Annotated in this window: 11 protein-coding genes; 5 read left to right on the plus strand and 6 right to left on the minus strand. The window is 73.0% G+C overall.

Annotated elements, in window-relative coordinates:
* Nucleotides 1-131: 131 nt before the first annotated feature.
* The 4 genes from AB0K51_RS23085 to AB0K51_RS23100 are packed head-to-tail and all read left to right on the plus strand — an operon-like array spanning nt 132 to nt 3,698.
* Nucleotides 132-1,151, plus strand: a complete 1,020-nt coding sequence (locus tag AB0K51_RS23085; RefSeq protein ID WP_363458545.1) for an ABC transporter ATP-binding protein — start codon at nt 132-134, stop codon at nt 1,149-1,151.
* Nucleotides 1,148-2,041 carry an ABC transporter permease gene (locus AB0K51_RS23090; RefSeq protein WP_363458547.1) on the plus strand — a complete coding sequence of 298 codons (894 nt, stop codon included), beginning with the start codon at nt 1,148-1,150 and terminating at the stop codon, nt 2,039-2,041. The genes AB0K51_RS23085 and AB0K51_RS23090 overlap by 4 nt, the downstream gene beginning before the upstream one ends.
* Nucleotides 2,042-2,050: 9 nt before the next feature.
* Complete coding sequence (locus AB0K51_RS23095) at nt 2,051-2,968, plus strand: ABC transporter ATP-binding protein (RefSeq protein WP_363458548.1); 918 nt, start codon at nt 2,051-2,053, stop codon at nt 2,966-2,968.
* A gap of 13 nt (nt 2,969-2,981) precedes the next feature.
* Complete coding sequence (locus AB0K51_RS23100; RefSeq protein WP_363458550.1) at nt 2,982-3,698, plus strand: ABC transporter permease subunit; 717 nt, start codon at nt 2,982-2,984, stop codon at nt 3,696-3,698.
* 108 nt (nt 3,699-3,806) lie between these two features.
* Here AB0K51_RS23100 and AB0K51_RS23105 read toward each other — a convergent pair whose 3' ends face one another.
* Nucleotides 3,807-5,051, minus strand: coding sequence for an MFS transporter (locus AB0K51_RS23105; protein WP_363458551.1), 1,245 nt, complete (start codon nt 5,049-5,051; stop codon nt 3,807-3,809).
* Nucleotides 5,052-5,113: 62 nt separating this feature from the next.
* Nucleotides 5,114-5,836, minus strand: a complete 723-nt coding sequence (locus AB0K51_RS23110) for a FadR/GntR family transcriptional regulator (protein WP_363458553.1) — start codon at nt 5,834-5,836, stop codon at nt 5,114-5,116.
* A gap of 311 nt (nt 5,837-6,147) precedes the next feature.
* On the opposite strand from AB0K51_RS23110, the gene AB0K51_RS23115 reads away from it, so the two are divergent.
* A complete protein-coding gene (locus AB0K51_RS23115; RefSeq protein WP_363458555.1) occupies nt 6,148-7,986 on the plus strand; it encodes an LCP family protein in 1,839 nt (612 codons plus the stop codon).
* Nucleotides 7,987-8,013: 27 nt separating this feature from the next.
* Here the strand turns inward: AB0K51_RS23115 and AB0K51_RS23120 are convergent, their stop codons facing one another.
* From AB0K51_RS23120 to AB0K51_RS23135, 4 genes are all read right to left on the minus strand, one after another.
* On the minus strand, nt 8,014-8,826 hold the full coding sequence (locus AB0K51_RS23120) for an HAD family hydrolase (RefSeq protein ID WP_363458557.1): 813 nt from the start codon (nt 8,824-8,826) through the stop codon (nt 8,014-8,016).
* Between the two features lie 31 nt (nt 8,827-8,857).
* Nucleotides 8,858-10,135, minus strand: a complete 1,278-nt coding sequence (gene serS, locus AB0K51_RS23125; protein WP_363458559.1) for a serine--tRNA ligase — start codon at nt 10,133-10,135, stop codon at nt 8,858-8,860.
* A gap of 737 nt (nt 10,136-10,872) precedes the next feature.
* A complete protein-coding gene (pheA, locus tag AB0K51_RS23130) occupies nt 10,873-11,808 on the minus strand; it encodes a prephenate dehydratase (protein ID WP_363458561.1) in 936 nt (311 codons plus the stop codon).
* A gap of 122 nt (nt 11,809-11,930) precedes the next feature.
* Entirely contained in the window at nt 11,931-13,178 is a 1,248-nt protein-coding gene (locus AB0K51_RS23135) for a Dyp-type peroxidase (RefSeq protein WP_363458606.1), read from the minus strand.
* Nucleotides 13,179-13,344: the final 166 nt, after the last annotated feature.

Raw genomic sequence — 13,344 nt, forward strand, 5'->3', positions numbered from 1 at the left:
CCGGTCGCGATTTCCGGGCCCGGCTCCGGAACCCCTAGGGGTCGGGCCCGGACGGTCATCCCGTGGTGGGACGGAAGGCTCCGCTTCCCAGCGCATTCCCCCGCACACCTGCGCAGGGATACGTTGAGCCCGTGTCCACAGTCATCAAGACGGACGGCCTCACCAAGAGGTTCCCCCGGGTCACCGCACTCGACCGGCTCACCGTTGAGGTGGAGCCCGGCGTGGTCGGTCTGGTCGGAGCGAACGGCGCGGGCAAGTCCACTCTCATCAAGATCCTCCTCGGGCTGTCCCCCGCCACCGAGGGCACCGGCCAGGTGCTCGGCCTGGACATCGCCACCGAGGGCCCGGCCATCCGCGAACGCGTCGGCTACATGCCGGAGCACGACTGCCTGCCCCCGGACGTGTCCGCCACCGAGTTCGTGGTCCACATGGCCCGGATGTCCGGCCTGCCGGCCTCCGCGGCCCGCGAGCGGACCGCCGACACGCTGCGCCACGTCGGCCTGTACGAGGAGCGCTACCGCCCGATGGGCGGCTACTCCACCGGCATGAAGCAGCGCGTCAAGCTCGCCCAGGCCCTGGTCCACGACCCGCAGTTGGTGCTGCTGGACGAGCCGACCAACGGCCTCGACCCGGTCGGCCGGGACGAGATGCTGGCGCTGATCCGCCGGATCCACGCCGACTTCGGCATCTCCGTGCTGGTCACCACCCACCTGCTCGGCGAGCTGGAGCGCACCTGCGACCACCTGGTGGTGATCGACGGCGGCCGGCTGCTGCGCTCGTCGTCCACCGCCTCGTTCACCGAGGCCACCCAGCTGCTCGCCGTCGAGGTCACCGACCGACCCGGCGACCTGTCCTTCGACGCGGACGCCGCACTGCGCGAGCGGCTCACCACCGCCGGGCTGAGCGTGCGGGCCGACGGCAGCCGGGTGCTGCTGGTCGAACTCGCCGGCGACGAGACCTACGACACCGTCCGCGACACCGTCGACGACCTGGGCCTCGGCCTGGTCCGGCTGGAGCAGCGCCGCCACCGGGTCGCCGAGATCTTCAGCACCGACGCCCCCGACGACGCGGACGTCGTCGACAGCACCGATCCGCGCGACGACGCCGAGCGCGCCGTCGTCGAGCAGCCGGCCGGAGGCGAGCCCGCATGACCACCCACGCCGACGCCCAGACCGGCGTCATCCACGACATCGGCTACCGCCCGTACACCGGCCCCCGGCTCGGCCGCGGCTACGCCACCCGCTCGCTGTACGTGCAGAGCCTGCGCGCCGCGTTCGGCCTCGGCCGCTCCGGCAAGTCCAAGGTGCTGCCGTTCCTGCTGGTCGGCGGCTTCGCCGCGCCGGCGGTGGCGATCGTCGCCATCGCGGTCTTCGTCGGGATGCCCAAGTTCCCGATGGACTACCCGCAGTACCTGGCGGGCTTCGGGGTGCTGCCGCAGATCTTCCTCGCCGCGCAGGCCCCGGTCCTGATGTCCCGTGACCTGCGGCACCACGTCGTGCCGTTGTACTTCTCCCGGCCGCTGACCCGCCGCGACTACGTCAACGCGAAGGCCGCCGCGATGGTCAGCGCCCTGCTGATGCTGCTGGTGCTGCCGCTGCTGATCCTGTTCATCGGCGCGCTGCTGGCCGGCCTCCCGACCGGCGAGAACGCCACCCACCTGCTGTACGGCCTGGTCGCGGCGGTGCTCTACGCGGTGCTGTACGCGGCGATCGGCCTGCTGATCGCCGCGGCCACCCCGCGCCGCGGCTTCGGCGTCGCCGCCATCATGGGCACCCTGATGATCACCAGCGCCATCGCGCTGATCCTCTACGGCCTGTCCGGCGGAGCGCAGCCGGTCCCGGACCAGTCCGCGTCCTGGGCGCTGCTGATCTCCCCGTCCCAGCTGGTCTCCTCCCTGGTCAACCAGCTCTTCGGCCTCGCCGACAACCCGGGGGTCCTGCACGCCCCCGGCAGCCTCGGCGCGGCGGTCTTCGCCGCCGTCCTCGCCGCCGTGTCAGCCGCCTGCTACGGCCTGCTGCTGCGCCGCTACCGGAACGTCTGAGAGGCAGCCATGGCCGTCATCACCATCGACAAGGTCTCCCGCTGGTTCGGGAACGTGGTCGCCGTCAACGACGTCACCATGACCATCGGACCCGGCATCACCGGCCTGCTCGGCCCCAACGGCGCCGGGAAGTCCACCCTCATCCACATGATGAGCGGCTTCCTCGCCCCGTCCTCCGGCAGCGTCACCCTCGACGGCGCCGCGATCTGGCGCAACCAGGAGGTGTACCGCCAGATCGGCCTGGTCCCCGAACGGGAGTCGATGTACGACTACCTGACGGGCTGGGAGTTCGTCCTCGCCAACGCCGAACTGCACGGCCTCGCCGACCCCGGCGCCGCCGCTCAGCGGGCGATCGCCCTGGTCGAGATGGAGTACGCCCAGGACCGGCAGACCGGCACCTACTCCAAGGGCATGAAGCAGCGCGTCAAGATGGCCTCCGCGCTGGTCCACGACCCCGCGGTGCTGCTCCTCGACGAGCCGTTCAACGGCATGGACCCGCGCCAGCGCCTGCACCTGATGGAGCTGCTGCGCCGGTTCGGCGCGGACGGGCGCACCGTGCTGTTCTCCTCGCACATCCTCGAGGAGGTCGAGCAACTCGCCCGGCACATCGAGGTGGTGGTGGCCGGCCGGCACGCCGCCTCCGGCGACTTCCGGGAGATCCGCCGGCTGATGACCGACCGCCCGCACCGCTACCTGGTCCGCTCCAGCGACGACCGGCGGCTGGCCGCCGCGCTGATCGCCGACGGTTCCACCGCGGGCATCGAACTCGACTGGACCGAGAAGGCGTTGCGCATCCAGGCGATCAACTTCCAGGGCTTCACCACCCTGCTGCCGAAGGTCGCCCGCGAGGCCGGCATCCGGCTGTACACCGTCTCCCCGGCCGACGAGTCGCTGGAAAGCGTCTTCTCCTACCTGGTCTCGTCCTGAAGGGCCACACCCGATGAACACCACCGTCGCCAGGCTCACCGCCCGCGGCCTGTTCGGACGCCGGCGCGTCCTGGTCCTGCTGGCCGTCCCGGTCCTGCTGCTGGTCATCGCGCTGGTCGCCGGCAACTCCGACCAGGACCCGCTCGACCTCGCGCACAGCGTCCTGGGCACCCTCGCCCTGGGCACCCTCGTCCCGATCCTCGGCCTGATCACCGGCACCGGCGTGATCGCCACCGAGATCGACGACGGCTCGATCGTCTACCTGCTGTCCAAGCCGCTGCCGCGCTGGCAGATCATCACCACCAAGCTGGCGGTCGCCATCGGCGCCACCTGGCTGCTGGCCGCCGTCCCGACCTACCTCGCCGGGCTGATCGTCTACGGCTCGGCCGACAACGTCGCCCTCGGCTACGCGGTCGCCACGCTGGCCTCCGGCGCCGCCTACAGCGCGCTGTTCCTGCTGCTCGGCGTGGTCACCCGGCACGCCGTGATCGCCGGTCTGGCGTACGCGCTGATCTGGGAGAGCCTGGTCGGCAACTACGTGAAGGGCGCCAAGACCCTCTCGGTGCAGCAGTGGGGCCTCTCGCTGGCCCACACCGTCGCGGGGGAGGGCATGGTCACCGCCCCGGTGGCGCTCTCCGTCGCGGTGCCGCTGCTGATCCTGGTGAGCCTGGCCGCCACCGCGCTGGCCGCGGTCAAGCTCGCCGGCCTCACCCTCAGCGGCGAGGAGTAGTAGCCCACCGGACACCCGCAACGGCGGCGAACAGCCCGCCGGACACGCGAAACGGCGGGGAGCACCCACGCTCCCCGCCGTTTCGCATCCCCCGCGCCTGACGCGGCGTCAGACCGTCCGGTTGCGGCCCGCGCCCCAGCCCGCCACGCCGGCCACCGCGGCCAGCGCCAGCATCACCAGCAGGGTGGCGTCCCAGCCGCCGGTCAGCTGGTGCAGCGCGCCCGCGCCCACCGGACCGGCCGCGGCCACCAGGTAGCCCACCGCCTGGCTCATCCCGCCCAGGCGCGCCGCGCCGAGCACGCTGTCGGTGCGCAGCACGATGAACGCCAGGCCGAGGCCGAGCGAACCGCCCTGCGCCAGGCCGAGCACCGCCGCCGAGAACCAGGCGCCGGAGACCGGGGCGAGCAGCAGCCAGGCCAGGCCGACCCCGTTCAGCACGGCCATCGCCGCCGCCAGCCCGCGCTGCCGGGTCATCCGGCCCGCCGCCAGCGGCACCAGGAACGCGCCCGCGACCTGCACCAGGTTGCTGAACGCGAAGACCAGGCCGGCCTCGCCGCGCGGCATCCCGTGGTCGGCCAGCACGGTCGGCAGCCACGCCACCATCACGTACACCAGCAGCGAGGAGATGCCCATGAAGGCGCTGATCTGCCACGCCAGCCCGGACCGCCACGGGTTGCCCGCCGGGGCGGCCGGCGTCGCGGCCGGGGCCACCCGCAGCGGCGCGGTGTGCTCCTGACGGGCCCTCAGCACCTGCGGCAGCCAGGCCACCGCCGCGACCAGCGCCAGCAGCGACCAGGCGCCCAGCGAGGCCTGCCAGCCGCCGCCCAGGGCGTGCTCCAGCGGCACCGACAGGCCCGCCGCCAGTGTCGCGCCGACCAGCATGGTGGTCGAGTACACCCCGGTCATCGCCGCCGCCCGGTGCGGGAACTCCCGCTTCACCAGGCCCGGCATCGACACGTTCAGCACCGCGATCGCCACGCCGATCACCATGCACCCCGCGTACAGCGCCGCCACCGACGGCAGCACCCGCAGCAGCACGCCCGCGCCCAGCGCGAGCACCGCGCCCAGCACCACCCGCTCGGTGCCGAACCGCCGGGTCAGCCGCGGCGTCAGCGGCGCGCCGACGCCCTGGAACAGCACCGGAACGGTGGTGATCAGACCGCTCGCGGCGGCGGACAGGCCGAAGGTCCGCTGGATCTCGTCGACCATCGGCGAGATCGCGGCCAGGCAGGCCCGCATGTTCAACGCGACCAGCACGATCCCCGCCAGCAGCAGGGCGGGGTGGGCGAACCGGGCGGTTCGGACGCCCGTCCTCGGATCGAGGACGGGCTGCGCGGCACGGGTGACCGACATGGCAGGGGCAAGCTCTCTGTGCGGGTGGTACGGGACGGGGACGGCGCGGGCTGGCGGGCCGGTCACTTCCGCGCCGCGATCTCGGCGAGCAACTGCTCCACCGCCGCGGACGGTTCGGCCAGCAGCTCGCGACAGGCCGCCTCGGCCCGGTCCGGGTCCCCGCTCTCGATCGCCGCGACCAGCGCCTCGTGGGTGGCGATCACCACCTCGGGCATCTCCTGGTCGCCGAAGGCCGCCCGCATCGACTCCCGCACCGAGGCGCCGAAGTAGCGGTACACCTCGGTCAGCGCCGGATTGTGCGCCGCCTCCACCACCGCGGTGTGGAACTCCAGGTCGTGCTCGACGGTGTCCTCCCGGCCGGCCCGCTCCGGGTGCGCCGCCATCACGGCGGCCTCCCGGGCCAGCGCGGCCCGCATCCGCTCCAGGTCCGCCGCGGTGTGCCGCAGCGCGGCCAGCCGCGCCGCCTCGGTCTCCAGCGCGGCCCGCACCTCCAGCACGTCCCGCACCCCCGACCGCTGCACCCCGCGCAGCACCGCCGCCGGGTCGCTGGTCGACCGGACGAACGTCCCCTCGCCCTGCCGGGAGACCAGCATCCCCGCGTGCACCAGCACCCGGATCGCCTCCCGTACGGTGTTGCGCCCCACCTGCAGCCGCTCCGCCAGCTCGTGCTCGGTCGGGATCCGCGACCCCACCGGCCACGCCCCCGCCGCGAGCTGCTCCCGCAGCTGCTCGATCGCCGCGTCCACCAGCGAACGCCGCCCGGCCGCCTGCAGTCCCTCACCCACGTCCGGACACCCCTCTCCACGCCTCGTCGACGGCAGTCATCCTACAACCGCTTGCCCGGTCATCCTACAACCGGCCCTCCGAGGTTCCGGAGAGCCCGAAGTGAGCTGTGTCTCCCCGGTTTTCCGCAACCTTGGTCCGCTGACCGGAACCGGCGCTCCGCACACGGCGTTCCCATCCTCGGAGAGGGAACCCAGGCCGTGACTCGGAAATGATCCCTTTATATGCTCCGCTCTCAAGCTTCATCCGTCCGCTGAGCAGACGGAGCGTTTGCTGAGGCGCCCAGCGGCCGCCTCCGGTGAAGGGTGTACGTATGGCAGGCCAGAGGGCGGGGGCGTCCGACGCGGACGCCGGCTGGTGGGAGAACGACTCCCCGCAGGGTGAGCCGTACCGTCAGGACGCGCCCCACCGGGACGACGTGCCGACCCCGGGTGTGCCGCGCCGCCGCTCCGGCGGCCACGACGACGTCCCCTCCGGCGGTCGCGCCGAGGCCCGCCGCGCCGCCCAGGGCCGCGCCGCCACCCCGCCCCGCTCCGGCAACCGCACTCCCGGCACCCCGCCGCGCTCCCCGAACGGTGGCCCCGACCCGGCAGCCGCCGGGGGCGGCGGCCGTGCCGAGGCCCGCCGCGCCGCGCAGGGCCGCGGCCCGCAGGGCCGCAAGAAGCCGCGCAACAAGAAGAAGCTGGTCGCCTGGATCGCGGTCGGCGCGGTCGCCACCGTGATCGCCGCCGGCGGCGCGATCTACCTGAAGCTGAACGGCAACATCACCTCGTTCGGCGACGAGGGCCTCAGCAAGGACCGCCCCGACGCCGCCCAGGCCGACGCCCAGGGCCGCACGCCCGTCAACATCCTGCTGATCGGCTCCGACTCCCGCGCCGGCGACAACAAGAGCCTGGCCGGCGGCGAGGACGGCGGCGCCCGCTCGGACACCACGATCCTGCTGCACGTCTACGCCGACCACAAGCACGCCGTCGGCGTCTCCTTCCCGCGCGACGCCCTGGTCAACATCCCGGCCTGCATGCTGCCCAACAAGACCTGGACCAAGCCGCAGAACAACGTGATGTTCAACAGCGCCTTCTCGGTCGGCAACACCGACGCGGGCAACCCGGCCTGCACCCAGAACACCGTCGAGAAGATCACCGGCATCCGGGTCGACCACACCATCGTGGTCAACTTCGAGGGCTTCGCCGCGATGACCAAGGCGGTCGGCGGCGTCAACGTCTGCCTGCCGAACGCCATCTACGAGAAGGACCTGAACCCGAACCTGCCCCGCAAGGGCAAGGAGATCTACCCCAAGGGCACCCAGAAGGTCGAGGGCCAGGCCGCCCTCGACTACGTCCGGCTGCGGCACGGCATCGGCGACGGCTCCGACGTCGGCCGGATGAAGCGTCAGCAGGCCTTCATGTCCTCGCTGATCAAGGAGGTCAAGTCCAAGGGCATGGACCCGACCACCCTGCTGCCCCTCGCCGACGCCGCCACCAAGTCGCTGGTCGTCGACTCCGGACTGGACTCCGCCGCCAAGCTGCTCGACTTCGCCATGTCGATGAAGAACCTCGACCTGCACGACGTCAAGTTCCTCACCACCCCCTGGCACTACGAGGGCGAGCGGATCGGCCTCAACCACCCCGAGGTCGAACAGCTCTGGGCCGCGCTCAAGGCCGACCGCACCCTCGACGGCCAGGACGCCAGCGGCGGCGCCGCCTCCGCCCCGGCCAGCGCCCCCGCCAGTCCCGCGGCGCCGGCCTCCAGCGCCCCGGCGGTCCCGTCGGCCAACGGCGCGGGCATCAAGGTCGGCGTCTACAACGGCACCACCACCGCCGGGCTCAGCACCAAGGCCGCCGACGCGCTCAAGGCCGCGAAGTTCACCGTCACCGCGACCACCAACGCGAGCAACCAGAACCACTCCACCACCGTGGTCCAGTACGGCCCCGGCCAGAAGACCAACGCCCAGGCCGTCGCCGCGCTCTTTCCCGGCTCCACCCTGGAGGCCTCCTCCAGCGCCGGCATCGCCCTGGTGCTCGGCAAGGACTACGCGGCCTCCGCGGGCGGCGCGGCCCCCGGCACCACCGCCCCGGGCCCGCTGCCCAGCTCGGTCGCCAACGACGCCCGCTCCGCGGACGACGACCCCTGCTCCAACGTCAGCTACGGGTGACCCGGCGCCCCGCGAGGGGCGCCGCGGCTACCGCCCGAAGACCCGGTCCAGCACGACGGCGACGCCGTCCTCGTCGTTGCTGACGGTCACCTCGTCGGCGACCGCGCGCAGCTGCTCGTGGGCGTTGCCCATCGCGACGCCGTGGCCGGCCCAGCGGAACATCGGCACGTCGTTGGGCATGTCGCCGAACGCGATGGTCTGCGCGGCGGTGACGCCGAGCCGGCGGGCCGCGATCGACAGGCCGGTGGCCTTGGTCAGGCCCAGCGGCAGCAGCTCCACGATGCCCGCCCCGGCCATCACGACGCCCACCAGCTGACCGGCCACCGCCTCGGCCGCGGAAGCGAGTTGATCGTCCGTCAACTCGGGGTGCTGGATGTACAGCTTGCTGACCGGCGAGGCCAGCAGCTCCTCCGGCGGCACCGGGCGCACCGGCAGCTCGGCGCCGATCTTCAGCCGGTAGCCGGGCCCGGCCAGCACCTCGCCGTCCAGCCCGTCCTGGTTCGCGGCCACCGCCAGGGTGCCGACCTCGGCCTCGATCTTGGCCAGCGCCATCGCCGCGAGCTGCCGGTCCAGGGTGACCGAGGTGAGCAGCCGGTGCGCCCCGGCGTCGTACACCTGGGCGCCCTGGCCGCAGACCGCTATCCCGGTGTAGCCGATCTCGTCGAGCACCGGTCGGGTCCAGCCGGCCGAGCGGCCGGTGACGATGATGTGCTGGGCGCCGCGCGCGGTGACGGCGGCCAGCGCCCGCAGGGTCCGCTCGGAGACGGTCTCGGCGCTGGTGAGCAGCGTCCCGTCGAGGTCGGTGGCGACCAGCCGGTAGGGCAGGGCGTCGGTGCTCATGTGCGAGGTGTCTCCGGGGGAGGGGGCGGGCTTACTTGCTGACCGGCTCCAGGACGTCCCGGCCGCCGAGGAAGGGGCGCAGGGCCTGCGGGAGGACCACCGAGCCGTCGGCGCGCTGGTGGTTCTCCAGCAGCGCGACGATCACCCGCGGGACCGCGACCAGGGTGCCGTTGAGGGTGGCGAGCGGGCGCACGCCGTTCTCGTCGCGCATCCGGATGGACAGCCGGCGGGCCTGGTACTCGGTGGTGTTGGAGGTGGACGTCACCTCGCGGTACTTGCCCTGGGTGGGGATCCATGCCTCGATGTCGAACTTCCGCGCGGCGGAGGCGCCGAGGTCGCCGGAGGCGACGTCGATGACCCGGTACGGGAGTTCCAGAGCGTTGAGGAAGTCCTTCTCCCACTGGAGCAGGCGGCGGTGCTCGGCCTCGGCGTCCTCGGGGGCGGTGAAGACGAACATCTCCACCTTCTCGAACTGGTGGACCCGGATGATGCCGCGGGTGTCCTTGCCGTAGGTGCCCGCCTCGCGGCGGAAGCAGGACGAGAAGCCGGCGTACCGCAGCGGGAGGCGGTCGCCCTCCAGGATCTCGTCCATGTGGTACGCGGCGAGCGGGACCTCGCTGGTGCCGACCAGGTAGCGGTCGTCGTCCTGCAGGTAGTAGACGTTCTCGGCGGCCTGGCCGAGGAAGCCGGTGCCGTCCATCGCGGCCGGGCGGACCAGCGCGGGGGTGATCATCGGGGTGAAGCCGACCGCGGAGGCCTGTGCCATCGCCATGTTGACCAGCGCGAGCTCGAGCAGCGCGCCGGGTCCGGTGAGGTAGTAGGAGCGGGCGCCGGCCACCTTGGCGCCGCGCTCGGTGTCGATCGCGCCGAGCAGCTGGCCGAGTTCGACGTGGTCGCGGGGCTCGAAGCCCTCGGCGGCGAAGTCGCGGGGGGTGCCGATCTCCTCGAGGGTGACGAAGTCCTCCTCGCCGCCGACCGGGGCGGCCGGGTCGATCAGGTTCGCCAGCGAGCGCAGCAGCCGCTCGGCCTCGTCCTTGGCCTCGCCCTGTGCGGCGTCGGCGGCCTTCACCTCGGCGGCCAGCTCCTTGGTGCGCTGGAGCAGCGCGGCCTTCTCCTCGCCCTTGGCGGCGGCCACCTGCCGGCCGAGCTGCTTCTGCTCGGCGCGCAGCTCGTCGAAGCGGGTGCCGGAGGTGCGGCGGCGTTCGTCGGCGGAGAGCAGGGCGTCGACCAGGTCGACGTCCTCGCCACGGGAGCGCTGCGAGGCACGCACTCGGTCGGGGTCGTCACGGAGCAGGCGGAGGTCGATCACGGATCCAGCCTACCGGGGGAGCGGGGGCGCTCCGGGACCGCCGCTCGGCGGCCGGAGCGGCGCGGTTCCGGCCAGGTGAAGCTTGGGCGGGTATGTCGCTTTCTGTCCCGGAATCTGGCATCCTGTGCCCGGCCGGTGGCGGCGGGGGTGTGGGAAAGCCGTCCGAGGCCTGGGGATAACTCCGGTCGGCCTGTGGATAACCCAGGTGGACAATCGCCCGGTGGACGAGTTATCCACAGGCTCGGGCGAGGGGCTGTGGACAGTGGAAAACCGCCGGTCCGCCGGGTGCTGAACCGAGAATTCCATGTTTCAAACCTCGATTCGGCTTCCCGAGTGAGGGAATTCGCTCGCTCGCACAGGTGATTTGTTGGCGCAGGGGTGACTCTGGTGCGATTAGTCCACCCTGTGCCCCTAGCTGATGATCTGACCGGCACTGGGGATGTCTTTACCGGTTTGTCGACTCGTCCCCAGTCCTGTGGATAACTACCCCCAACCTGGGGACAACTCCGCCTGTGGATGCCGGGCGCGGCCCTGTGGATGAAGCCCATGGCCCGCTCCCCGCCTGATCGGTGGCCTCACACCCGCCCGGTGAACGGTTCTCGTCCGGGCAGGTGACCTTCCGGCGTGTCGAAAATGAACGAAACGGGTTCCTTTTCGATCCCGTTCCGGCCGGATTCGGTTCCTTGCGATCCGAACGATCAACACACCGCGGTGGCGTCACACCGCGGTGCAGCCGCTCAGAGTTCCCCGCGCCCGTCCAGGCAGCGCGACAGCCAGTCCGCGGCGTTGGCGAAGTCCAGGTCCGAGGTGCCCGGGCGCAGCGGCGCGGCGGTGCCGTGGTCGGCGCGCGGATAGGAACCGAGGAAACGCACCTGCGGGCAGATCCGCTTCAGGCCCATCAGCGCCTCGCTGACCCGGCGCTCGCTGAGGTGGCCCTCGCAGTCGAAGACGAAGCAGTAGTTGCCCATGCCCTCGCCGGTCGGCCGGGACTCGATCCGCATCAGGTTGATGCCGCGCACCGCGAACTCCTGCAGCAGCTCCAGCAGCGCGCCCGGGTGGTCGTCCGGCAGCCAGACCACCATCGAGGTCTTGTCCCAGCCGGTCGCCGAGGAGACCCGGCCGGGACGGCCGACCAGCACGAACCGGGTGGTCGGCGCCGCGGCGTCGTGGATCTCGTCGGAGAGCACGTCCAGCCCGTACAGCTCGGCGGCGAACGCGCCGGCCACCGCCGCGTCGTAGCGGCCCTCCTGGACCAGCCGCGCGCCCTCCGCGTTGGACGCCGCCGACTCCCACTGCGCGTCGGGCAGGTTGGCGGCCAGCCAGTGCCGCACCTGCGGCTGGGCGACCGGGTGGCCGGTGACCGTCTTGACGTCGCCGAGCGCGGTGCCCGGGCGGACCAGCACCGCGAAGGAGATCGGCAGCAGCACCTCGCGGTAGATCATCAGCGGGGAGCCGTTGATCAGCTCGTCGCTGGTGGTGGTCACCGCGCCGTCCACCGAGTTCTCGATCGCCACCATCGCGCCCGCGGCCTCGCCCGCCCGCACCGCATCCAGCGCCGCCGACACCGAGGCGACCGGCACCAGCTCACGGGTCGCGGCCTCGGGCAGCGTACGCAGCGCCGCCTCGGTGAAGGTGCCCGCGGGACCGAGGTAGGTGTAACGGGTCGCCGACATGACCGCCTCCGAACGAACAGCGTGGTGCAGAGCAGGACTCGGCTTGCCACCTTAGCCACTTCCGCCGCGCGGCCGTGCCGCGTTCCGCCCAGCGAGCAGGCCGCCGGACGACCCGCGGCGGATCAGCCCTCCAGCAGCGGCTGCCCGACGTACCCGCCCGCCGGGGCGCCCGGCGGCACCGCGAACAGTGCGCTCGCCTCGTGCCGCAGGAACCGGAACAGGCCGTCGCCGCGGGCCAGCCGCTGCTGGACCGGGACGAAGCCGCGCGCCGGGTCGGCCTGGAACGCGGCGAACAGCAGCCCCGCGTCCGGGGAGCCGTCCGGCAGCAGTCCCTCGTGGAAGGAGAAGCCGCGCCGCAGCATCGCCGCCCCGCCGTTCACCGAGGGCGCGGCGACCCGGACGTGCGCGTCCGGGGCGATCGCCAGCGTGCCGTCGGGATTCGTCGCGGCCAGGTCGACGGCGGTGTGCTCGCCCGCGTCCGGTCCGCCGGAGAGCGGGGCGCCGTCGCGCTTGCGGCGCCCGACCAGCCGCTCCTGACGGTCCGTCGGCAGGTTCTCCCAGTCGTCCAGAAGCATCCGGATCCGCCGCAGCACCACGTAGCTGCCGCCGTCCAGCCAGCCCGGGCCGGTGGCGAACACCTTCGCGGCGAAGTCCGGGTCCGAGGGCTTCGGGTTGTTGGTGCCGTCGATCTGACCCATCAGATTGCGCCCGGTCACCGGACGCGCGGCCGCCCCCGGCGTACGGGCGAAGCCCGACATCTGCCAGCGCGGCGCGGCCAGCCCCGCCGCCAGCCGGCGCAGCACCCGTACCGCGTGCACCGCGACCAGCGCGTCGTCCGCGCCGACCTGCACCCACAGGTCGCCGTCCGAACGGGCCGGATCCAGCGCGTCGCCGGGGAACGCGGGCAGCGCGGCCAACTGCTCGGGGCGGCGGTTTGCCAGGCCGGTCTTGTCGAAGAGCGTCGCGCCGAAGCCGAAGGTGACGGTCAGTGAGCTCGGTCCGGCGTCCAGGGCGATCTGGTTCTCGCCCTGCTCCACCGGCTCGCCCGCCGCCATCCGCTCCGCCGCGGCGGACCAGCCGCGCAGCAGCGTCACCAGCCCGGACCGCCCGGCCGCGGGCAGCAGGTCGAACGCCACCCACTCCACCCACGCCTGCCCGGCCTCGACGATCCCGCCCTGCCGCACCCCGTGGAACGCCACCCGCCCCGCCCCCAGGCCCACCGGCGCCGGCGCCGGCGCCGGCGCAGCAGCCGAAGCCCGCCCGCCCCACACCCCGCCCACGGCCCCCACCGCAAGCCCAGCCCCCGCCCCACCAAGCACCGCCCGCCGCGAAACCGACCGCCCCTCACCGTCCGCTTCGCCGCGCGGCAGGCTCTGGCCCTTCTCTCCGTGCCCCGTGCCGCCCGCGGCTCCGCCGCCGCCCGCGCGTCGCTGCCCGCTGACTGCTTCGTCGCGCGGGAGGCTCTGGCCCTTTTCTCCCTGCCCCGTGCCGCCTGCGGCTCCGCCGTCCTCCGCACCCCGCTGCCCACTGAGCGCT

This window comes from Kitasatospora sp. NPDC049285, from assembly GCF_040678815.1.
Classification (GTDB): Bacteria; Actinomycetota; Actinomycetes; order Streptomycetales; family Streptomycetaceae; genus Kitasatospora.